27 protein-coding genes and 1 pseudogene are annotated in these 18,872 nt (G+C 66.3%); 9 read left to right on the forward strand and 19 right to left on the reverse strand.

The genetic code is table 11. The annotated features are described in order from the left end of the window. Nucleotides 1–16: 16 nt before the first annotated feature. The 4 genes and pseudogenes from ACV7JO_RS05870 to dph2 all read right to left on the reverse strand — a co-directional run bounded on the left by ACV7JO_RS05870 (nt 17) and on the right by dph2 (nt 5,446). Nucleotides 17–1,099 carry a sensor histidine kinase gene (locus tag ACV7JO_RS05870; RefSeq protein ID WP_470355408.1) on the reverse strand — a complete coding sequence of 361 codons (1,083 nt, stop codon included), beginning with the start codon at nt 1,097–1,099 and terminating at the stop codon, nt 17–19. Nucleotides 1,100–1,102: 3 nt separating this feature from the next. Then, nucleotides 1,103–1,551 (reverse strand): annotated as a pseudogene (locus tag ACV7JO_RS05875) (response regulator). After that, on the reverse strand, nt 1,544–4,321 hold the full coding sequence (locus tag ACV7JO_RS05880; protein ID WP_470355409.1) for a PAS domain S-box protein: 2,778 nt from the start codon (nt 4,319–4,321) through the stop codon (nt 1,544–1,546). Before ACV7JO_RS05880 ends, ACV7JO_RS05875 begins: the two are co-directional and overlap by 8 nt. A 78-nt stretch (nt 4,322–4,399) precedes the next feature. Further along, a complete protein-coding gene (gene dph2, locus ACV7JO_RS05885; protein WP_470355410.1) occupies nt 4,400–5,446 on the reverse strand; it encodes a diphthamide biosynthesis enzyme Dph2 in 1,047 nt (348 codons plus the stop codon). 112 nt (nt 5,447–5,558) lie between these two features. Here dph2 and ACV7JO_RS05890 point away from each other — a divergent pair, with 112 nt between their 5' ends. The 5 genes from ACV7JO_RS05890 to ACV7JO_RS05910 all read left to right on the forward strand — a co-directional run bounded on the left by ACV7JO_RS05890 (nt 5,559) and on the right by ACV7JO_RS05910 (nt 9,950). Further along, complete coding sequence (locus ACV7JO_RS05890) at nt 5,559–5,957, forward strand: YlbF/YmcA family competence regulator (RefSeq protein ID WP_470355411.1); 399 nt, start codon at nt 5,559–5,561, stop codon at nt 5,955–5,957. A gap of 93 nt (nt 5,958–6,050) precedes the next feature. Continuing rightward, nucleotides 6,051–6,884 carry an MBL fold metallo-hydrolase gene (locus ACV7JO_RS05895; RefSeq protein WP_470355412.1) on the forward strand — a complete coding sequence of 278 codons (834 nt, stop codon included), beginning with the start codon at nt 6,051–6,053 and terminating at the stop codon, nt 6,882–6,884. 107 nt (nt 6,885–6,991) lie between these two features. Next, the gene (locus ACV7JO_RS05900) at nt 6,992–8,125 is read left to right on the forward strand and encodes a zinc ribbon domain-containing protein (protein ID WP_470355413.1); all 1,134 of its coding nucleotides are present in this window, start codon (nt 6,992–6,994) and stop codon (nt 8,123–8,125) included. A 39-nt stretch (nt 8,126–8,164) separates the two neighbouring features. Beyond that, the gene (locus tag ACV7JO_RS05905; RefSeq protein ID WP_470355414.1) at nt 8,165–9,061 is read left to right on the forward strand and encodes a phosphoribosyltransferase HisG-related protein; all 897 of its coding nucleotides are present in this window, start codon (nt 8,165–8,167) and stop codon (nt 9,059–9,061) included. 52 nt (nt 9,062–9,113) lie between these two features. Beyond that, entirely contained in the window at nt 9,114–9,950 is an 837-nt protein-coding gene (locus ACV7JO_RS05910; protein ID WP_470355415.1) for an HpcH/HpaI aldolase/citrate lyase family protein, read from the forward strand. A 169-nt stretch (nt 9,951–10,119) separates the two neighbouring features. Here ACV7JO_RS05910 and ACV7JO_RS05915 read toward each other — a convergent pair whose 3' ends face one another. From ACV7JO_RS05915 to ACV7JO_RS05940, 6 genes are all read right to left on the reverse strand, one after another. Beyond that, complete coding sequence (locus ACV7JO_RS05915) at nt 10,120–11,157, reverse strand: tyrosine-type recombinase/integrase (protein WP_470355416.1); 1,038 nt, start codon at nt 11,155–11,157, stop codon at nt 10,120–10,122. Then, nucleotides 11,154–11,573: a DUF5805 domain-containing protein gene (locus ACV7JO_RS05920; protein ID WP_470355417.1), complete on the reverse strand. Its 420-nt coding sequence runs from the start codon at nt 11,571–11,573 to the stop codon at nt 11,154–11,156. The genes ACV7JO_RS05915 and ACV7JO_RS05920 overlap by 4 nt, the downstream gene beginning before the upstream one ends. A 366-nt stretch (nt 11,574–11,939) precedes the next feature. Then, entirely contained in the window at nt 11,940–12,308 is a 369-nt protein-coding gene (locus tag ACV7JO_RS05925) for a hypothetical protein (protein WP_470355418.1), read from the reverse strand. A gap of 262 nt (nt 12,309–12,570) precedes the next feature. Further along, a complete protein-coding gene (locus tag ACV7JO_RS05930; RefSeq protein ID WP_470355419.1) occupies nt 12,571–12,783 on the reverse strand; it encodes a sigma factor-like helix-turn-helix DNA-binding protein in 213 nt (70 codons plus the stop codon). Then, nucleotides 12,780–13,097: a hypothetical protein gene (locus ACV7JO_RS05935; RefSeq protein ID WP_470355420.1), complete on the reverse strand. Its 318-nt coding sequence runs from the start codon at nt 13,095–13,097 to the stop codon at nt 12,780–12,782. The genes ACV7JO_RS05930 and ACV7JO_RS05935 overlap by 4 nt, the downstream gene beginning before the upstream one ends. Then, nucleotides 13,097–13,255, reverse strand: a complete 159-nt coding sequence (locus ACV7JO_RS05940; protein WP_470355421.1) for a hypothetical protein — start codon at nt 13,253–13,255, stop codon at nt 13,097–13,099. The genes ACV7JO_RS05935 and ACV7JO_RS05940 overlap by 1 nt, the downstream gene beginning before the upstream one ends. Nucleotides 13,256–13,586: 331 nt before the next feature. On the opposite strand from ACV7JO_RS05940, the gene ACV7JO_RS05945 reads away from it, so the two are divergent. Together ACV7JO_RS05945 and ACV7JO_RS05950 are read left to right on the forward strand one after the other, a co-directional pair. Beyond that, a complete protein-coding gene (locus ACV7JO_RS05945; protein ID WP_470355422.1) occupies nt 13,587–13,904 on the forward strand; it encodes a MarR family transcriptional regulator in 318 nt (105 codons plus the stop codon). A gap of 6 nt (nt 13,905–13,910) precedes the next feature. Continuing rightward, entirely contained in the window at nt 13,911–14,195 is a 285-nt protein-coding gene (locus ACV7JO_RS05950; RefSeq protein ID WP_470355423.1) for a hypothetical protein, read from the forward strand. A 1-nt stretch (nt 14,196) separates the two neighbouring features. On the opposite strand, the gene ACV7JO_RS05955 is transcribed toward ACV7JO_RS05950, so the two are convergent. From ACV7JO_RS05955 to ACV7JO_RS05995, 9 genes are all read right to left on the reverse strand, one after another. Beyond that, nucleotides 14,197–14,598, reverse strand: coding sequence for a hypothetical protein (locus tag ACV7JO_RS05955; protein ID WP_470355424.1), 402 nt, complete (start codon nt 14,596–14,598; stop codon nt 14,197–14,199). Next, nucleotides 14,595–14,870, reverse strand: a complete 276-nt coding sequence (locus ACV7JO_RS05960; RefSeq protein WP_470355425.1) for an AbrB/MazE/SpoVT family DNA-binding domain-containing protein — start codon at nt 14,868–14,870, stop codon at nt 14,595–14,597. The genes ACV7JO_RS05955 and ACV7JO_RS05960 overlap by 4 nt, the downstream gene beginning before the upstream one ends. 40 nt (nt 14,871–14,910) lie before the next feature. Beyond that, a complete protein-coding gene (locus ACV7JO_RS05965; RefSeq protein WP_470355426.1) occupies nt 14,911–15,501 on the reverse strand; it encodes a tyrosine-type recombinase/integrase in 591 nt (196 codons plus the stop codon). Nucleotides 15,502–15,615: 114 nt separating this feature from the next. Continuing rightward, complete coding sequence (locus ACV7JO_RS05970) at nt 15,616–15,738, reverse strand: hypothetical protein (RefSeq protein ID WP_470355427.1); 123 nt, start codon at nt 15,736–15,738, stop codon at nt 15,616–15,618. Continuing rightward, nucleotides 15,735–16,238: a PD-(D/E)XK family putative nuclease gene (locus tag ACV7JO_RS05975; RefSeq protein WP_470355428.1), complete on the reverse strand. Its 504-nt coding sequence runs from the start codon at nt 16,236–16,238 to the stop codon at nt 15,735–15,737. The genes ACV7JO_RS05970 and ACV7JO_RS05975 overlap by 4 nt, the downstream gene beginning before the upstream one ends. After that, nucleotides 16,235–16,894 carry a hypothetical protein gene (locus ACV7JO_RS05980; RefSeq protein WP_470355429.1) on the reverse strand — a complete coding sequence of 220 codons (660 nt, stop codon included), beginning with the start codon at nt 16,892–16,894 and terminating at the stop codon, nt 16,235–16,237. The genes ACV7JO_RS05975 and ACV7JO_RS05980 overlap by 4 nt, the downstream gene beginning before the upstream one ends. Continuing rightward, complete coding sequence (locus tag ACV7JO_RS05985) at nt 16,887–17,339, reverse strand: hypothetical protein (protein ID WP_470355430.1); 453 nt, start codon at nt 17,337–17,339, stop codon at nt 16,887–16,889. Before ACV7JO_RS05985 ends, ACV7JO_RS05980 begins: the two co-directional genes overlap by 8 nt. Nucleotides 17,340–17,350: 11 nt before the next feature. Next, nucleotides 17,351–17,887: a hypothetical protein gene (locus ACV7JO_RS05990; protein WP_470355431.1), complete on the reverse strand. Its 537-nt coding sequence runs from the start codon at nt 17,885–17,887 to the stop codon at nt 17,351–17,353. After that, a complete protein-coding gene (locus tag ACV7JO_RS05995) occupies nt 17,845–17,979 on the reverse strand; it encodes a hypothetical protein (protein ID WP_470355432.1) in 135 nt (44 codons plus the stop codon). The genes ACV7JO_RS05990 and ACV7JO_RS05995 overlap by 43 nt, the downstream gene beginning before the upstream one ends. 135 nt (nt 17,980–18,114) lie before the next feature. On the opposite strand from ACV7JO_RS05995, the gene ACV7JO_RS06000 reads away from it, so the two are divergent. Beyond that, nucleotides 18,115–18,342 carry a hypothetical protein gene (locus ACV7JO_RS06000; protein WP_470355433.1) on the forward strand — a complete coding sequence of 76 codons (228 nt, stop codon included), beginning with the start codon at nt 18,115–18,117 and terminating at the stop codon, nt 18,340–18,342. After that, nucleotides 18,343–18,861 (forward strand): hypothetical protein, encoded by a 519-nt coding sequence (locus tag ACV7JO_RS06005; protein ID WP_470355434.1) that lies wholly within the window; start codon nt 18,343–18,345, stop codon nt 18,859–18,861. It begins immediately after the preceding gene. Nucleotides 18,862–18,872 lie beyond the last annotated feature (11 nt).

Here is an 18,872-nt window from a genome sequence, read left to right on the forward strand (position 1 = left end):
AAAGGTTTGGAAATGCTCAGTGGTTATCCATGGCCGGCAGTTCGACGACGAACGCCGCGCCGCCGGCCGTACTCTCCTCGACCCACACGTCGCCGCCGTAGCTGTTCACCATCGCGTCGACGAAGTACAGTCCGAACCCGGTCCCGGTCGACTCCGTCCCCTTCTCGCCGCGGTCGAAGATGGTGCGCCTGTCGGCGGGTGAGACTCCGGGGCCGTCGTCGGCCACGCGGACGGTGACCGTCCCGTCGCGTTGCTGGGCCGTCACGTCGATGGCGACGCCGTCGCCGCCGTGCTCGACGGCGTTAGTCGTCACGTTACCGAGTACGTCGGCGAGCAAGTCGTCGGCCTCGACGGCGGCGTCGGGCACGTCGACCGACACGGACGCGTCGTCGCTCATCGAGCGGGCGCGGTCGGCCGCCTCGGAGACGACGGGGCGCAGGTCCATCCGCTGGGCGTCGGTGAGCCCTTCCTCGGAGAGCGTCTCCAGCACCGAGCGGACCTTGTCGGTGAGGTCGATGATGTCGTTGCTCCACTCGACGATGGTCTCCGCGTAGTCCCGCTGGGACCCCGAGAGTTCCGCCTCCAGTATCTCGCCGCGGGCCCGGATGACGTTCATCCCGTTGAGCATGTCGTGGCGCAGGATGTTGTTGAAAAACTCCATCTGCTCGGTGCGGCGTTCGAGCAGGCGCTCCTGACGGAACCGCTCGACGGCGTACCGCACCGTCCGGCCCAGCAGGGCGTCGGTCAGTTCGCCTTTGACGAGGTAGTCCTGTGCGCCCGCCTGAATCGTCTCCAAGGCCCGCTGCTTGTCGTCGAGACCCGTGAGAACGACGACGGGGAGCGTCTCGATAGTGTCGAGGAACTGCCGTAGCGTCTCGACACCGGTCGTTCGCCCGAGCCCGAGGTCCAGCAAGACGAGGTCGAACGGGCCGCCCCGCGCGGCCTCGATGCCGTCGTCCAACGTCCGCTCGTGGGCCAGCGTGATGTCCTCGGTCACCTGTCGGAAGTACTCGCTCTCGAAGCGCTTCTCGATGAGTTTCGCGTCGCCGGGGTTGTCCTCGACCAGCAACACGTCCAAGTGTCTCGTTTCGCCTGCCATCAGTCACTCCTCCGGGAACTTCACTATCGTCAGCCAGAAGTCCTCCAACCGCTGGACGACGTCGACGAACCCCTCGAAATCGACCGGCTTGGTCAGGTAGGCGTTCGCGCCGAGGTCGTAGGACTGGACGATGTCGTCCTCGGCGGCCGAACTCGTCAGGACGACAGTCGGGATGCGACACAGCGATTCGTCGTCCTGTATCTCCGCGAGTACGTCCTCGCCGTCCTTCCGAGGCATGTTGAGGTCCAGCAAGACGAGGTCGGGCCGGGGCGCGTCGTCGTACTCGTCCTCCTGCCTGAGGAAGGTGAGCGCCTCCACGCCGTCGGTGACGACGTGGAGGTTGTCAGCACGTTCGCCTCCTCCATCGCCTTCTGTGTCAGGCGAACGTCGCCGGGGTTGTCCTCCGCGAGCAGTATCTCGACTGGGTCTGGATTGGGGTTCGTCTCACTCATTCGTGGTCTCCGTGTCGGCCGCCGGCATCGTGAACTCGAACGTCGCACCGGTGCCGTCGTCGTCGGCGACCCAGATGCGGCCGCCGTGGCGTTCGACGATGCGCTCGCACACCGCCAGCCCGATACCGGTCCCGTCCGCGTCGTGAACGTCGCCTCGGTTGAAGATGTCGAATACGTCCTCGCGGGCGTGGTCGGGGACGCCGGGGCCGTTGTCCGCGACGCTGAACGTCACCGTCTCCGCCCCGTCGTCCCGCCGGGCGGTCACCGAGACCCGCGGTCGGGTGCCCGACTCGGCGGTGTAGGTCAGGGCGTTCGAGAGTAGGTTCTGGAACAGCTGGCGCAACTGGTCCGCGTCGGCCTCGACGGCGGGCAGGTCGCCGGTGGTGATTTCGGCGTCGGTCTCCGAAACCAACATGCCGAGGTCGTCCATGGTCGACTCGACGACGGCCTCGCTGTCGACGCGTTCCAGCGCCGCCGCCTCCGTCTGGACCCGCGAGTACGACAGCAGGGCGTCGACCATCGACCGCATCCGCTCGGCCCCGTCGACGGCGTACTCGATGTACTCCAGTGCCTCCCCGTCGAGTTCGTCGGCGTACTCGTCTTCGAGGAGGCCGAGGAAACTGGAGATCATCCGGAGCGGTTCCTGCAGGTCGTGGGAGGCGACGTAGGCGAACTGCTGGAGGCTCTCGTTGGACCGCTCCAGCTCGTCCCGGGAGGCCGCGAGTTCGGACTCCCGAGTCGCCGAGACCAGCGCCGCCTCGACGTTGCGGGCGAGAATGCCGAGCAGGTGCCGCTCGATGTCCGTCGGCGGGTCCCGCTCCCGCGACCCGACACACAACATGCCGAACTCGCCCAGCGGGACCATCACGACGGTTCCGAAGACGCCGGCGTCGGCCAGCGCGCCCGCCGCCGCCGAGTAGTCCTCGACGACGCGGGTCTCGCCGTCCTCGAACGCCTCCATCTCGAAGGTATCAGGCACGATGTCCGGGAGCGCGGCGGCGCTGTCGGCGTCGACCAGCGTTGTCGTCGCGTCGGTGGCGGCGGTCGGCTCCAACCGTTCGTCCTCGGCCAGCCAGACGGCGGCCAGCGAGTGCGAGAACAGCCGGTCGACGATGCCGACCGTCGTCTCGGCCACCTCGTCGGGCCGGCTGGCGTACAGCAAGTCCTCGGTGGCGCGGTGGACCGCGGCGATGCGGTCCTCCTGTCGCTTCCGCTCTGTGATGTCGACGGTGATGCCGATGACGGTCGTCTCCCCGTCGATGTCGACCGGGCGGTACCACGACTGGAAGGTCGTCTCGCCGATGGACCGGACCGAGCTGACGACCTCGCCGTCCCGCGCCCGCTCGAAGTCCTCGACGACGCGGTCGAACGCCGCGAACTCCTCGTGAATCGCCTTCCCGACCAGTTCGCCCTCTTCGAGACCGAACGCCTCTAGCCCGCGTCCGCGGGACTGGAGGAAGGTCCCCTCCTCGTCGAGCGAGAACAGCACTATCGGCGCGTTATCGAGGAGCGTGTCCAGTTGTGCCTGCCGGTCCTGCAGTTCCGCGACGTGCCGCCGGCGCTCGATAGTCAGCCCGACCCACTGGGTGACGAGGTCGACGAACGTCTGCTCCATCCCGGTGAACGGCTCGGCTCGGGGCTCGGTGTCGGCGAAACAGATCGTGCCGTAGTCCGCCCCGTCGACGGTGACGGTCCCACCCAAATAACACGAGAGTCCGAACTGCTCGAAGGCCTCGGAGTCTTCGAGTTCGGTCCCGGCCACGTCCTCGATGCCCCGGACCGTCCGGTCGCCCGACTCGTCACCGATGGTGTACTGACAGTACGTCGCGGACAGCGGCGTCCGGTCGCCGGCCTGTACCGCGTCGTTGTCGCCGACGGCCGCCGAAATCTCCTGGACGCCCTCGTCGATGCGAGTCATGTAGCCCACCGAGAGGTCCAGCCACTCGGTGCCGAGGTCGAGCAACTGCTCGACTTTCGTCTCGAAGTCGGTATCGCGCTGGGAGACTATCTCCTGCAACCGCCGGAGCGTCTGCGTGTTCTCGCGGAGTTGCCGCTCGCGTTCCCGGAGGTCGGACACGTCGCGGACGACGACCACCAGCCCGCCGTCGTCCAACCGCTCGACCGAGACCTCCTTCGGGAACGTCCCGCCGTCGACGCGCCGGCCGATGGCCTCGCCGCGCCACTCGCCCTGCTCGTCGACGGTCGGGAGGACCCGCTCCTCGAAGCGCGCCCACTCCTCGTCGTCGTACAGCGACGCCCACTCGGTCCCGACGAGGTCGGGCCCGTCCTCGAACCCGTGCATCTCCGCGAACGGCTGGTTCGTGTAGGTGAACGCGCGGTTATCGTCGACGATAGCCATCCCGTCGATGGTCGTCTCCAAGGCCCGCTCGCGCTGGTCGAGGGTCCGGCGCTGAATCTGCTCGGCAGTCACGTCCCGGCCGAACGAGAGGATGTACTCGTCGGTGGGCGCGCGCTGGAGAGTCACGTCGAGCCAGCGGCGCTCGCCGTCGGGGTGTTCGACGTGCCACTGCACGTCGTCCTCGTCGGCCAGCGTCGTCACGTCGGTGTCCGTCGAGCGGTCGCCGGCCAGCAGTTCACTCACCTGTCGGCCACACAGCGCCGCGGCGTCGTAGCCGTAGAGACGCTCGGCGGTCGGGTTGGCGTCGAGAACGGTCCCGTCGTCGGGGTCGTGGACCAGCACGGCCTCCGTCGACCCCTCGAAGAGGTCCGTCGCGGACGGGAGCGGCCCGTCACGCTCCGTATTCGACATGGCCCTCAATTTCGCGGCGGGTAAATTCAAACTACCCCGTCTATTTCAACACGTGATATCTATACTGTCAGCTGAGTGCTACCACGTGCCGTGGAACGTGTCGAACGAGAGGTCCTCCAGCGGCTTCTCGCCGATGGCTATCTCGTACTCGCCGGGGGTGAGCATCGGCTTCTTGAACTGCGGGCCGTCGTCGGTCGTGATGCGCGGACAGCCGGTGTTGACGTAGGCGTCCAGCCCGAAGTTGGTCAGGCGGTCGGGGGTCACCTCGTCCATCGTGATGAGGTAGGCGTCGTCGTTGTTCTCGACTATCTCTTGGGCGACTTCCCAGCGGCCCTGTCCGATCTTCGTACAGAAGATGACGCCCCACTCCTCGGCGTCCATCGCCTTGTGGACCGAGGCGTAGCGCTGTTTCATGAACTGCTCGGTGTCGGCGATGGTGAGGGCGTTGTTGACCGGGTCCGCGATGACGACCGTCTTCTCGGGGTGTTCCATCGCCAGCCCGAGCGGGTGGAACTTCCCGCCGCCGACGTAGAGTATCTGGTCGGCGTCTACGTCCGCCGAGGCGTAGTTACAGCCCAGCACCTGCCCCTCGTGGGTCAGGCGGTCGTCGCCCTTGCGCGTGTGGACCTCGTAGCCCCGCTCCTCCAGCCACGCCCGCATCTCGTCGAACTTGTTCATGTGCTGGGCCGTCGTCACCAGCCCCACGTCGGGGTCCTCCTCGGGGGTGGTCAGTTCTTCCTCCGCGGCCCGCTCCATCATCGGGAAGACGTCGACGTTCGAGAACAGCGGGACGTAGAGTATCTTCTCGGACTCCTTCATCGGGGAGTGGCCGAAGTGGACGAACACGTCGGTCCGGCGCATCATGTACGTGTCGAGGTCGCAGGCCCCGTAACAGGGCTGACCCGACAGCATGACCGTCACGCCGTCGGGCAGTTCCGCCCGCAGGTCGTCGGCGACGGCCGGGCCGCGACGTTTCAGTCCCTCGGGGAACTGGAGGCCGACCTTCTCGGCGTCGCGCTCCTCGACGGCGTCGATGATGCGGTCGAGTTCGTAGTCCCACTCGCGGTCGTGTTTGAGCGACAGCCCGGTGTTCCGGAGGTCGCCCTCGGTCCGCTCTTGGCTCATTGGAACGGCATACCCGTTCGAGCGGCATAACCTCGGTGCTTCGCCGCCCGCGCGTGTGAACGAGCCACGGGTTTCGGCAGGCCTATACCGCCGGAGACCGAACTCCGCGGTGATGAGCATCGAGACCGACACAGCCGCCGACCCCACCGGTGACCGCGTCGAGGAACTCGCCGCCGAGTTCGGCGAAGTCATCTCCGAGATGCCCGTGTACCGGCGCTTCGCGGAGGCCAAGGAGGCCGTCGAGAGCGACGAGGAGGCACAGGACGCCATCAGCGAGTTCGAGCAGATCCGCGAGGAGTACATGCTCGCCCGCCAGACCGGACAGGCCTCCCAAGAGGACCTGCGCCAGCTCCAGCAGGCACAGGAGGAGCTCCACGACATCCCGGTCATGAGCGACTACCTCGAAGCGCAGAACGAGCTCGAACTCCGCCTGCAGGAGCTCAACGAACTCGTCTCCGCGGAACTCGCCGTCGACTTCGGCCAGAAGGCCGGCGGCTGCTGCGAGGACTGAGCGCCCGTTTCTCCCGCCGGCTCGACGGGCCGGACTCGCACCCACTGCCGGCGGTCCGTAACGACTTAGCCACCGCCACGCGCACCCTCGGACATGACGGTAGACTCCGACTGGGACGACTGGCTCCTGCGCGCCGTCGAGGACGCCGACCCCGACGGGCTGGCGCTGTGGTATCTCGGCTGTAACGGGTTCGTCGTGAAATCGAGCGGCGGCACGACGGCCTTCATCGACCCGTACCTCGGTATCGGTGACCCGCCCCGGACGGTCCGGATGGTCCCGGTCCCGTTCGACCCCAGCGAGGTGCAGGAGGCCGACGCCGTCTTCGGCACCCACGAACACACCGACCACGTCCACGGTCCCTCGCAGGCCCCGATTCTCGCCGGCACCGGCGCGGACTTTTACACGACGGACAGCGGGCACGACGTCGTCCGCGAGGAGCGCTGGCTGCAAAACTGGAGCGTCACCGACGACCAGCTCCACGAGGTCGAGGCGGGCGACACCGTTTCCGTGGGCGACCTGACGGTCCACGTCGAGCCGGCCAACGACCCCGACGCCGAACACCCCGTCTCCTACGTCTTCGAACACGACGGCCTGACCTTCTTCCACGGCGGCGACGCCCGGCCCGGGGCGTTCGAGGGCGTCGGCGACCGCTACGACATCGACCTCGGCGTGCTCGCGTTCGGGACCGTCGGGATGATAGACGACAGCGAGACCGGCGAGCCGACGCGGACGAAGTGGTATAACGACGAGAACATGATTATCGAGGCCGCGAACGAGCTACAACTGGACACGCTGTTGCCAACCCACTGGGACATGTGGAAAGGAATGACCACCGAGCCGACGGTGTTGCACAACCACGCCAACAGCTTCGTGTACCCGTCGAGCCTCGAGATAGCCGAAATCGGCGACCGCGTCGACCTCGACTGAGTCGCCGGGCCGCCGCGGCGACGCCTCGGCGCGGCAAGGCCGGACCGTCGACCGACGCGCGACGACGCGGCGTACCTTTATTACCGGCCGAGTACGGAGTAAGACACATGAGTGATTCGCAGACGTACGAGGCGGTCACGGCCGAGTCGGACGGGGTGACCGTCACCAAGCGGTTCGAAGCCGACGAGTTCCCGGTCCCGGCCATCGCCTTCAACGTCGTCTCCCGGCGCTCGGAGGCGGTCACCATCCGGCTGGTCGACACCGTCCCCGAAGACGTCGCCGTCGAGGACCTCGGGTTCCACCCCGAGTACGGCAGCGAGTACTGGGACATCAACGAGGACCGCATCGCCTTCGAGAAGGAGATCGAACCGGAGGCCGACTACACGACGGTCTACGGCATCCGGGCGACGGGCACCGACGACGTCGAGAAGTTCCTCACCGTCCCCGAGATAGCCACCGTCGACCCGCCGCTCGACGCCGACGAGTCGGACCTCGTCGGCGACGGCGACGACGCTGTCAAAGACGTCATCTCGGGCGACAGCGACAGCGTCCCCGGCCTCGAAGACGACGAGGACGACGAAGACATCGAGACGCTGAACCTCGCCGACCCCAACAGCGACGGGACCGCCAACGGCGAGGCGGCCACGGGCGACGACGTCGAAGTCGAGACCGGCAACGTCATCGCCGCGATGGCCGAGGAGATACGGCAGAACAACGTCTCGGCCGACGACGTGAAACTGCTCAAGCGCGCGCTTGACGCCGTCTCCGAGGACGACGCGCCGAGCGCCGACGGAGCCGCCGAGGCTCGCATCCGGCGCATCCAGCAGGACATCGCCGACCTCCGGGCCTACACCGACGCCCTAGAGGAGTTCCTCGACGAGAACGGCACCGGCGACGAGATGATAGCCGAGTTCGAGGAGCGACTCGACGAGTTCGAACGCGAACTGGGAACCTTCGCCGACGAGATTCAGACGGCCGCCTCGACCGCCGAGGACGCCAGCGAGGCGGTCGACGGCCTCTCCGAGGACGTGAGCGATGTCGAGGGCGAGGTCGACGACGTCACCGGGACCGTCGCGGACTTAGACGAGGAACTGGACGACCTCGAAGCCGAGATCGAGTCCGTCCGCGAGGAGATCGGCGACGGCGAGGTCGACGACCGCCTCTCCGACGTGGAAACCGAGATAGAGGACCTCAAGGAGTGGCGCGAGCAGCTGTCGTCGGTCATCGGCGGCGGCGACTAACCGAACCCGTTTTACGCCGCCCCGTTCTGGAATCGGCTAATGACGACGACCAGAGTGGCCGTTCCTCGGAAGGGGCGGCCTCTCGAAGCCGTGCTCGAACGGCTCGCGGCACGGACCGGGACGACCCGGCTCGCCGACGACATCATCTCTACGCTGCGGTACGAGAAGGCAGTCACCAAGGGCAACCAGACCACGGACGACGACATCTACCATCGCCTCGCCGACTATTCCGACCTCTCGGACCCGACCCGGCCGGAGTTCTCCCTGCTGCGCGACGACCGCGACGGCATGCCCCGGCGCGTGGTCTTCGACAGCGTCACCGTCCCGACCGACCACGGCGACGTACAGTTGGTCGGCCGCGAGGAGCCGTTCCGAGCGCTTCGCACCCACGAGTTCGCGCTGGGCTTCGACAGCGCCGACCTCGTTCTCGAAGAGGTGGTCCAGCTCCGGGACGAGCCGCTGACGAGCATCGGCGAGATAAACGACCGCATCGACCCGCTCGACACCGACGTACGGGTACTCACCGGTCTCGGCGACACGGTCCATCACACGCTGTTGGCGACGCCGGCGGTCATCGACGCCGGAACGGGGCCGCTGGACCGCGATTTCGTCGCCGATTACGCCGGCGACCTCTGTATCTCGCCGCGGTACGAGCGGCTGGTCGAGGCCGTTCTCGGCACCGCCGCCCTCGACGGCATCGAGTTCACGTATCCCGGCGACGGTGCCGAGGAGGAGGCCGACATCGCCGAGACTGGCATCGGCGTCTACCTCACCGTCACCGGGTCGACGGCCCGGGACCACGGACTGGAACTCGGCGAGCGGCTCTTCCCCAGCGAGACAGTCCTGCTCGAGAACGCCGCCGAGCGAACCGGAACGACCGGCAACGTGGCCGACCTCTTCGCGGAGCCAGCAGAGACCGCGCTCCGGTCGGTCTGACGCCGCCGCAGGCGCTGTCGGGATTTATCACGTTCTCCGCCGTAGGTCGACTATGGCGCGTCGCTCCGTCCTGTTCGCCCCCGGCGACGACCCGGCGAAGCTCCGGAAGGCGATCACCACTGCGGCCGACGTGGTCGTGTTCGACCTCGAGGACGCGGTCCTGCCCGAGCGGAAAGCCAGCGCGCGCACCGCCGTCGCCGACGCGCTGGCCGACCGCGACGGCGGACGGACAGCGGTGACAGTCCGTATCAACCCCGTCGGCGCGGGCGGCGGCGACGACCTCGCCGCCCTCTCCGACGCCTCCCTCGATGGCATCGTCGTTCCGAAAGTCGACGGCGCGGCCGACGTGGCACCCGTCCGGGACCGACGGCCCGACGTTCCGCTGTTTGCGCTCGTCGAGACGGCCGGCGGCGTGTTGCGCGCCGCCGAGATAGCCGCCGCCGACGGGGTCGACGCACTGTTGTTCGGCGCGGAGGACTACGCCGCCGACGTTGGCGCGACCCGAACGGCGGGGAGCGAGGAGGTGCTCTACGCCCGGCAGCGGGTCGTCGCTGCGGCGGCGGCCGCCAGCGTCGACGCCGTCGACACCGTCTATCCCGACTACGGCGACGACGACGGCCTGCGGACGGCGACCGAGCGAGCCGTCCAGTACGGCTACGACGGTAAGATGGCTGTCCACCCCGCGCAGGTCCCCGTCATCAACGACGTGTTCACGCCGGCCCCGGAGCGTGTCGAGTGGGCCGAGCGGGTGTTGGCCGCGAAACGCGAGGCCGACGCCGCCGGGCGCGGCGTCTTCACCGTCGACGGCGAGATGGTCGACGAGCCGCTCGTCGAGCAGGCCCGCCGAGTCCGCCGCCGCGCCGCCGCTGCCGACGAAGACAGCGAGTGAGTCCGTCCGTTTGCCGACGAGCGGGACCGCGGGCGTTTCTCTCACCGCGCCCGTCACGCTCACCCCCATATTTTGTATAGCGACATGAGATTTATGAGTTCGAAATGCGTCACTGCGTTGGCGAGATAGTGACGGAAATGACACAACTTACGGCGGCGAAACCAGCGATTCACGTCACCAGCGAGTAGACGTTCGCCTCGTAGACGTCGCGGATACGGGTCCCCCACTCATGGGTGTAGGTGTCGATGACGTCCTGTGCAACGTCGCCCCGAAGATACTTCACGACGCCGCGGTCCCCGGTCCGGTCTCGGAGGTGGGTGGTGAAGAAGTGCCGGAAGTAGTGGGGTGTGACGTTCTCCTCGGCTCCGCCGCCGTCTCGGTACCAGCCTCGCTCTCTGGCGTGGGTCTCGACGACGTGATGAACCATGTCCGGCGTTAGCCGCCGGCCCCAGTCGCCGCTGGTCGAGACGAACAGCGGCTCGGCCGGTGACGGCGTGTCCGGTCGAATCGCCAGCCAGCGCCGGAGCGCCTCGGCGAGTTCGCCGTCGACGGGGACCGTCGTATCCCGCTTGCGCTTGTTCGAAGCGGTCCGCTCCGCGCCGTTGACGACCGCGCCGCGAGCCGGCTCCGAAGAGACGTACAGGGAGGCAGGCCGGCCGTCGAGAGCGGCTCTGACGGGCACGTCGGGGCGCGTCTCGACGGCCAGATTCAGGTCCCGACAGTCGAGGTTGCACAGCTCGCCGGCTCGCATCCCGGTCTTGAGCAGCGCTAGGACGACGGCGTGGTCGAGCGGGTGGGCGATACCGTCAACGAACGACCGCATCGCGGGCACGCCGATCTCCCGCCGCGTCGGGTCGGTGTTGATGGACTCGTCCATCTCCTCGACGACCAGCGTCATGGGGTTGCTGTCGAAGGTCCCGACCTGCGTCATGTAGGCGTAAAAGCGGTGGAGATAGGAGGCGTAGGTCGCCACCGTACTCTCGCTCTTGTCGCCGCGCAGGTCGTGCACGTAGGCCATACAGTCCCTGTGAGTCGCCTCTGCAACAGGGACCGGCCGCGACCCCTCGTCGAGGAACGCTTCGAAGTCGCGCAACACCCGGTCGTAGAATGCCCGCGTCCGGTCGCTTTTCCCGTGGTAGGTCACGTCGTCGAGGAAGTACTCGACCGGGTCCGCCTCGTCGTCCGCGGCGACGGCGTCCGAACTCATCCGTCGAGCACGTACCCCCCGTGGCGGCCGCTGTAGTGGACGCGGCCGTCGGCCTGTAGCTCTTGGAGCGCCGAGTCGAGTCGGTCCTCGACGTCGTCGGTCAGTGCCGCCAGCAGTTCGTCCCAGTCGTAGTGGTCCCCGTCGCCGAGAATCGCCTCGACCCGGGTCTTCAGGCCGTCGACCCCGGGGGTTGCGTCGGGAGAAGTGGGTTCCGCCGGCTTCGACGCCGATGTCTCCGCCTCGTTTCCGGATTCGCCCCCCTCAAAGCCGCTACGGCCCGCTTGGACCATCGTCCTGACGAACTCGCTCTGGGACATATCGAGCGCGTCGGCGTGGGCTTTCCAGTTCTCTTTCTGGTAGGCCGGTACGTAGGTGCGGACCGACACCCGCTCGGTCGACGCCTCGTCGATAGCCATGCGAGCATGCTCGACGGCGGGGCACTTCAAAGTGTCCCCAGATACCCGGATAAAAGCTCTTATTTGTGAATCTGACACTGTATTTCGTCGAAATCTGGTTCCATACTCCCAGATATACGGGTTCGCTGTGGTGTGTGATTCGTTGCCGTAGTGTCATAGTTACGCTTCTAAGGGGGGTGTGACAGAAGTGCGAGAAGTCGGCCCATTTCGTCCATGCTGAGCCGGTCGCTCTCGCGGTCCGAATCGATGTGTTCACGAAGCCGAGCGAGACACTCGTCCCGGCCGAGTCGCCACGCGAGGAAGTCGCCCCGCTCCTCCAGCGTCCATGCCTCCGAGCCCGGTGGGAGGCCGAGGTCGCGTTTCCCGTCACGCGTCCACCTCCACCGGCGTCACCGAAACGTGCCGTATCCCGGTCTTGACCCGGACATAGCCCCGGCGCTGGAGCGGCGTCAGCACCGACTTCTTCACCGTCTCCGTCTCCAACTGCAACCGTTGAGCGAGGTTCGACAGCACGACCTCCAGCCGGATGCTCTCGTCGCCGGCGTAGTCCGTCAGCCACTCGTAGGCCTTCCGCTCCGTCTCCGACAGCCCCCGCGTCCGGCGCGCTCGGCCCGTCCGCTCCCGCTCGACCCGCCGGACGCCCTCGCGCAGCACCTCAGACCGATTCTCGACGCTGTCGAGGTACTCTATCAGGTCCTCGTCCTCGGTCCGGAACGAGTACGTCTTCCCCGACATCACCGACCCCCCGCTGTACGCGCACGCCCCCCGGCGCGCGACCCTGCTATTTTCCGCGCGAGGTTGCGCACGGGGAAGGGAGCGCTGACGACCACGGGACGGGCATGTAATAACGACAGCGATACACCGGGAACAGGCAGTGAGCGGCCCGTTAGTCGGCCCTGAGACGTTATTACAGGACTCCGCCGAGTAATACACGCCGGCGAGACGGCGACGGACAGCGACCGCGTAAACCGCTGGCCGCTATATCGACTGCGGTCGCTCACGCCGAGCCCTCCGTCGGGTAGGCGTCGAGCTTGTCGCGGGCTCGCATCAGCAGGTTCGACACCGTGCCCCACGAGCGGCCGGTCTCGCGCGCGAACTCCCGGCCGCCCATCTCGCCCTGCACGACCGTTTCGAAGGCTTCGCGCTCGGCGGGGGAGAGCTTCGACAGGTCCGGCTCGTAGTCGCGTAGCTGGGCCTGCGCGGCCGTCATGCCGGCACCTCGTCGGTCTCGGCGGCGTCGTCGGCCGTCCACTCCTTAGCGAGTTCGCGGTACTTGCGCTCGGCCACGCGCTTCGACTTGTGGCCGAATTCGCTGGTCTCGCCGTACCGCTCCGTCTCGATTCGCTCGACGCCGGCGACACGGTGGGGCGGGAGGTAGATGACGCTCCCGTCCCAGTGCCTGATACGGAGCCAGCCGTTGTCCTTGAAAACCACGTCGGCGGCGAAGACACCGCCTTGGTCGACGACCTCGACCATCGACGGGGTCGCGTTCTGTCGCAGGTCTTCGGGGTCCGGGGCCTGCATCACTCGTCACCCCCTTCCAGCAGGTCGAGCACGTCGTCGAGCGCGTCGGCCCGAGCGTCGGCCCGGTACTCCTCGCGGAGCGTGCGGGCTTCGTCAGCGTCGACGAGCGCGTCCCGGTACAGCCGGTACACGCGGTCGGTGAGAGTGTCGGTGTCCATCGGGCGGGCGACAGTAGTCTTTTCAGCGGGCGGTTCGACCGTCCCAGTACGGGGTTCGAGCCCCGTGCGAGTGGTTTCGAGCATCCGTAACTCCACGGAACCACCTTCTCGGGCCTGCGCTGGACCGCAGGCCCAACGCCGGGCGATACCAGCGCCCGGCGTGAACCGAAACGGAGAGTGGCAACGCAGACCCGAGTAGGCAGTTCCTATGTCGTCCGATACACGCATCGTAGTTATATCTAACGACCGTAGAAATTAGGCACTTAGTTAGCAGGAGTGAATTTAAGTCACTGATATGCGGATTTCCCATCTATATCGAACTAACGATACAATGCGCCAGTCTGGTAAGTGGATGACAATTGTAGATGACCGTGTTCTAGAATATATCAGGGAACATGAACACGGCTCTCCTACAGAGATGCGTAAAAACGGGCCAATTAGGTACTCTCGTGGCTATATTTCTGAGAGATGTAAGAAACTCGCTGACCACGGCCTACTGAAGCCCGTCGGGAACGGGGTCTACGTCATCACCGAGCGCGGAGAGGCGTATCTCGACGGCGAACTCGACACGCACGAAGACGCTCCCGAACAGCAGTTGGACGAGTCGCAAGACGACGAGAACGGCGTCGCGTCGCCGGGGAATTCGTAAAGAGGGATGCGCCAGAACGCCTACTGGATGAAACAGCAGGACGACCGGATTCTCGAATACCTCGCCGCAGAGGGGCTATCGTCACCCGGACTCATCGCCCGAGAGACGAGTATCGACATCTCCGAGGGCCACATCGAGGAACGCCTGTTGATGCTGTGGTACGCTGGCTTCGTCTCGCAGCTGTGGAGCGACACCTACGAACTCACGAGCGAGGGGCGGCGGTATCTCAACGGCGACCTCGACGCCAGCCACCAGCCGACGCCGACCGTTGACCGGGTTCTGAGGGGATAGCTCAGTCCCAGACAGTTGGTTCTCCGGCGAATTCCTCGTCCTTCGTGACGAGTGCGTCGGTGCCACGAACTCGGTGGTTTGCGATAAGCAGAGCGTCGTGCAGCGTGTAGTGCTGGATGAGGCTTCCGTAGACCGCGAGGTCTTGCTCATCAGTTGGTGCGACCTGTACGGGACCGTCGTTCACCAGCCCGCGTAGCACCGCATTCGGCGTCGTGTCGACCTCGACGCCGGCGATGGTCCCCTTGTTGACTGCTGTCCAGATGGCTTCACTCACTGCGACTGTTGGTGCCTCAAGGACATCGACGCCCTGCTCGGCTCGGTCGAAAACCTCGTCGGCGGCCGGCGGAAGCTGGTCGACGAGGTATCGGGCCATCGCCACACCGTCGACGGTGTAGCGAGTCACGGCTGCCACTCTGTTCGGCGCTGCTCGCGGATGTCGGCCTCCATCTCCTCCGCCATCTCCTCGCGTTTCTCGTCGGAGACATCGTCATCGACGAGCATCCCACGGCCGGCCGAGCGGGTCGCCTTCCGTACCCTGATTCCGTCTTCGGCCTTCTGCCAGAGCAGTTCGTCGCCCTGTTCTAAGCCGAACTCCTCGCGGAGTTCTTTCGGGATGGTGACTTGCCCCTTCCGGGTGATTTGGGTCGTTTCTCCGTCAGAATCGCCTGTGCTCATACCAAGTACTACGGGACGTAGTACTAAGACGTTTCGCCGCTCATAGCCAGTTCACTTTCTGCCGTTCCCTCCGTTGCGCTTCGGGCGTGTGCGTCCCGCGGTAGTGGTCGAGGAACGTGTCGAGGTCGTCCCAGCCGCCCCAGTCGCAGACGACCATCGCGTCCACGTCGGCCGACCGGAGCGACGTGGCCCACGTCCGGCGGAGGTCGTGCATCCCGACGTGTTTCCAGCCGGGGTCTCCGGTCTCGTCGAGCAGGTCGCTCGTCGCTGAGTCCATCCACCGCCGGAGTGTCCGCGTCGAGACGCCGACGACAGGGGCGTCAGTCGCGGCGTCACGCACGTCCCCGACGGTGCGGATGGTTGTGGCGAGGTTCGGCGGCATCGGCGTCTCGCGGTACTCACCGGTCTTTGCGGATTCCCACACGCGGAGTACTGTCCCCGCATCGGTGTCGACGGCAACGTCATCAGGTGTGACTCGAACGACTTCGTCGGACCGAAGGCCACACCGCACGGCGAGCGACACCGCGATTCGTCTTTCTGTGTCGTCGAACTGGTCGAGTAGCTGGCCCACCTCTCGCTCGGAGAGCCATACTTTCATCCCGTCTTGGTCGGGGTAGTCTTCTAAGTTCATGTCCGGCAACTCCCCATAGCGGCCAGAAAGCCTAGAAAGTACCGTCGTCCGACCCCGTTCAGCGGGGTAAAACGGGACGATTCTGTCCGGGTCTGAGCCGAGAACCGGACGCACTTAGTACCGGGATAGCGGCTCGCTGGCACGCCCGTAGTGGTACCCACGGAGCCACCCCAGCGCGTAGCCACCAGCACCGCCGAGCAGGACGAACGCGGCGAGGATGACGACCGCGGTTGTCACGGGTCGAACACCTCACTCCACGGGAGTTTGTACTGGCGTCCCTTCGAATCGTGACCCGACGGCGACCAAGCAGTATCACCGTCTCCGCGCTCGCGGAGAATCCGCGTCACCGTCGACGGGTGCATCCGCCGCATCATGACCGGCTGGGCCGACGTGGACCGGTCGCTGTCGCCCTCGAACAGCACGAACACGTACCACGCGGTTTGGTCGGCCGCTCCCTCCGACGCGGCTATCCGCCGGTGCGCGCTCTCCCAAAGCCGAAATCGCCCCTCGACCTCCCCGTCGGGGTTGTCGATGGTCCGGTGGGTGCTCTTGCTCTCGTACTTCGACCCTGTCGACGGGTGCCGCGCGTCGTACCACGCTTCGCTGTTGTCGTGGCGCACGTCGAAGACCTCCGCGGCCAGCCGCTCGGCGAACTCGCCGTCGTCGCCGTTCGCCCGCTTTGCTATCTTCGAGAGTCGACGCCGAGACACACGCTCGCGCGGGTCGAACTCACTCATGCGTACTGAGCCTCCGCTTTGACTGTCCCGAGGGTCTCTCCGCTCATGTGGTGCAGGACGCCGGCGAACTCGGGGGCGTCGTCGATAGAGGCCCAGTCGAAGCCGTAATCCGACACCGCCCGACGGTTCTCCGTCGACATGGTCCACACCGCTCGATAGCGGGACTGGCGGAGCGCCCGCTTGTCGTAGCTCGTGGGGTCCTGCGTGATGCCGACCCACTTCACGTTTCGCTTGACCCCCTCGCTCGTGAAGTCGCGGACTGCGTCGCGACTCGGGAGATTCCCGTACGCTTTCTGAGATTGCTCCGCGAGACGGTCCACCTCGTCGGCTATTACCTGCACCGGCAGTTCTCTGTCGGCCGCCTCAGAGAGCGACCACAGATAGCTCTGTAGGTCGACAACCGCCGCGCGCCGGTCGGCCGGCACGAACTCGACGCGGTACTCGTCGGCCAGGAGCGCGTCGGCCACCTCGTCGAGCGTCCGCGCCTCGACGCCGGCGACATTCGGGACGCGATGTTTCCCGCGTTCGTTCAGCCAGATACTGACGCGGTTCGTCTCCGCGTGGAGTTCGCGCGCGAAGCTCGTCTTTCCGGTCTGTGTTGCCCCGAGGACGGCGAGATTGTGCGCGTCCTCCAGTGCCTCGGCCACCTCAGACACCGGCACCCCCTCCTTCGAGGTCGGCAAACGTCGGGCCGTCGTCGGCCTGCTCGTCCGTCGACGACTCGGCCGTTTGGTTCTCGGTGAGGTCGGTGCCGGTCACCCACTCCGCAAACCCGATACCGAGGTCTAGCAGCGCCGGTACCCCGTCAACATCGAACATCTTCTGGAATCCACGGTACATCCGTGCAATACCCCCTTCGTCGGGGTTCCATGGGGATTCCACCTCAGAGAGCGCCGGGTTCGGACCCGTCGACATCATCATCTCGCGCACCGTCGACGACGACCCCATGCCGCTCGTCGATTCGGGGTCAGTCCCCTCCGCCGCGGAGTGGTCGGCCGTCGCCTCGGCCGCCTGCTCGGTTGGGTCACCGGAGACGTCGTCATCCGTCTCGGGCTCGCTCGACGAGTCCCCACCGCTCGGAACCGGTACCTCGTCGGCCACGTCGGACGGGTTCACTGCGACACCCCAACCTTCTCGCCGCACTCACTGCACCGGTACGTCTTCGACGGGTCCAACTCCTCGGCGGTCGACCCGGTGTCGGCACCGCACGACGGACAGTCGAGTGTGTCGGGCTCGGGCTCCTCCTCGACGACGGCGTCGTCAGGCGTGGCCGTCGCTTCCGTTGTCGACGGCGTCGACTGGTGACCCGTCGACGGTGGCCCGGACAGACCGAGCCCGCTGGTCCCGCCGTCCGTCGCCGCACGCCCGCCAGTGTCGGACCCGCCCGGCGTCTCCACCGGGTCCGGCCCGCTGTCGGTCGTGTCGGTCGTCGTCTCAGATAGCTCCATATCTGAGATATCCAGCAGGTTCCGCGCTTTCTGGTAGCCGATGCCACTGTGGTCGTCGTCGACTTTAGATACCATGTGCCCTATGGCAGCGTTGCGGGCACCAGAGACGGTATCTCTGTCGAACGTCGCCCCACATTCGGGGCAGGTCTCTGTCTTGGTCATGGTGCGACGGCCAGATAGTAGGCCGCGGTCGCCGTCCACATCGCCACGATGCTGAGGCGCGCGCGACCGGATAGTCGCGCTGTCAGCAGCATAGCAACGATGGACGCGCCCGCGAGTCCGAACAGGGCCATCACAGATAACTTGTCTCAGATACCCATAAAGTCCGCCGCGTGATATCTCTGATATATCACCTGACAGCCCCGGAGTTTCTATAGATATCACGTTCAGACGGGTTTTTGAGTCCCGGCCCTCGGTCGGAGTGCAACATGCTCGAAGAAGTTGATGAAATCCCGCTGCCGTTCGTTGGCTCCCTCGAAGTCGAGGGGGGCGCGTCGGTAGTGGTCGGAATCGTCCTGCTCGTCGTGGGGATGATGGTCTATCATCTCACCGAGACGTGGGGGGCGAACCTCGCACAGACCGCTAATCAGGCCTTCGCCGGCATCCTGCCGGACGCTGCTGCCGGTAGCGAGAACTCCGGTGCGGAGGGGGTGTAGATGGCTGGTCCCATGCAGATTTCGCGGGCTCGGAGCCTCTACGACGCCGGAGACAAGCGTCCCCTCGTCGCGGGAGACCTCGACACCGTCACCGTGAAGGCTGGCTCGCCGGTCACTATCTGGCAGCGCAAGGTCAACCAAGACCAAATCGCGTGGTTCGGTCACGGGTCCCACGTCCGCGAACTCGCCGAGGCGTTCATCTACGCTGACCTCGTCGCTACCGGAGACGGTGCCGCCGCATCCGGCGGAGACCCTATCCGCGGGGAACTCGTCGCTCGCATCCGCGACTCCGACGACAATCACACGCTCGCCGAGACCACCGTCGACTATCTCGGAGAGCTCTCCGACGCAGAGGCCGACCAGCGGACTGAGCGTCCCGTAATGGAGGCGCTGGGTCCCTACGCCAAGCCCGGCCGTATCATCGAGTTCGCCGTCGTCGCAACCGAAGCCAGTGACGGCTACGAACTCGACACCTCGGCCAGCAACGCCCGGCTGTACTACTCGCTTCTCAGCAACTAGGAGGTCCCACC

This window comes from Haloarcula sp. MBLA0138, assembly GCF_055632455.1.

What these genes read in the sequence shown, in the direction of transcription:
- ACV7JO_RS06005 (WP_470355434.1), top strand. Translation starts at nt 18,343, where the DNA reads ATGGCTGGTCCCATGCAGATTTCGCGGGCTCGGAGCCTCTACGACGCC.
- ACV7JO_RS05870 (WP_470355408.1), bottom strand. Translation starts at nt 1,099, where the DNA reads ATGGCAGGCGAAACGAGACACTTGGACGTGTTGCTGGTCGAGGACAAC.
- ACV7JO_RS05960 (WP_470355425.1), bottom strand. Translation starts at nt 14,870, where the DNA reads ATGAGCACAGGCGATTCTGACGGAGAAACGACCCAAATCACCCGGAAG.
- ACV7JO_RS05905 (WP_470355414.1), top strand. Translation starts at nt 8,165, where the DNA reads ATGACGACGACCAGAGTGGCCGTTCCTCGGAAGGGGCGGCCTCTCGAA.
- ACV7JO_RS05890 (WP_470355411.1), top strand. Translation starts at nt 5,559, where the DNA reads ATGAGCATCGAGACCGACACAGCCGCCGACCCCACCGGTGACCGCGTC.
- ACV7JO_RS05950 (WP_470355423.1), top strand. Translation starts at nt 13,911, where the DNA reads ATGCGCCAGAACGCCTACTGGATGAAACAGCAGGACGACCGGATTCTC.
- ACV7JO_RS05975 (WP_470355428.1), bottom strand. Translation starts at nt 16,238, where the DNA reads ATGAGTGAGTTCGACCCGCGCGAGCGTGTGTCTCGGCGTCGACTCTCG.
- ACV7JO_RS05995 (WP_470355432.1), bottom strand. Translation starts at nt 17,979, where the DNA reads ATGGCCCTGTTCGGACTCGCGGGCGCGTCCATCGTTGCTATGCTGCTG.
- ACV7JO_RS05930 (WP_470355419.1), bottom strand. Translation starts at nt 12,783, where the DNA reads ATGACGGCCGCGCAGGCCCAGCTACGCGACTACGAGCCGGACCTGTCG.
- ACV7JO_RS05900 (WP_470355413.1), top strand. Translation starts at nt 6,992, where the DNA reads ATGAGTGATTCGCAGACGTACGAGGCGGTCACGGCCGAGTCGGACGGG.
- ACV7JO_RS05915 (WP_470355416.1), bottom strand. Translation starts at nt 11,157, where the DNA reads ATGAGTTCGGACGCCGTCGCCGCGGACGACGAGGCGGACCCGGTCGAG.
- ACV7JO_RS05945 (WP_470355422.1), top strand. Translation starts at nt 13,587, where the DNA reads ATGCGCCAGTCTGGTAAGTGGATGACAATTGTAGATGACCGTGTTCTA.
- ACV7JO_RS06000 (WP_470355433.1), top strand. Translation starts at nt 18,115, where the DNA reads ATGCTCGAAGAAGTTGATGAAATCCCGCTGCCGTTCGTTGGCTCCCTC.
- ACV7JO_RS05940 (WP_470355421.1), bottom strand. Translation starts at nt 13,255, where the DNA reads ATGGACACCGACACTCTCACCGACCGCGTGTACCGGCTGTACCGGGAC.
- dph2 (WP_470355410.1), bottom strand. Translation starts at nt 5,446, where the DNA reads ATGAGCCAAGAGCGGACCGAGGGCGACCTCCGGAACACCGGGCTGTCG.
- ACV7JO_RS05895 (WP_470355412.1), top strand. Translation starts at nt 6,051, where the DNA reads ATGACGGTAGACTCCGACTGGGACGACTGGCTCCTGCGCGCCGTCGAG.
- ACV7JO_RS05920 (WP_470355417.1), bottom strand. Translation starts at nt 11,573, where the DNA reads ATGGCTATCGACGAGGCGTCGACCGAGCGGGTGTCGGTCCGCACCTAC.
- ACV7JO_RS05935 (WP_470355420.1), bottom strand. Translation starts at nt 13,097, where the DNA reads ATGCAGGCCCCGGACCCCGAAGACCTGCGACAGAACGCGACCCCGTCG.
- ACV7JO_RS05965 (WP_470355426.1), bottom strand. Translation starts at nt 15,501, where the DNA reads ATGAACTTAGAAGACTACCCCGACCAAGACGGGATGAAAGTATGGCTC.
- ACV7JO_RS05880 (WP_470355409.1), bottom strand. Translation starts at nt 4,321, where the DNA reads ATGTCGAATACGGAGCGTGACGGGCCGCTCCCGTCCGCGACGGACCTC.
- ACV7JO_RS05925 (WP_470355418.1), bottom strand. Translation starts at nt 12,308, where the DNA reads ATGTCGGGGAAGACGTACTCGTTCCGGACCGAGGACGAGGACCTGATA.
- ACV7JO_RS05910 (WP_470355415.1), top strand. Translation starts at nt 9,114, where the DNA reads ATGGCGCGTCGCTCCGTCCTGTTCGCCCCCGGCGACGACCCGGCGAAG.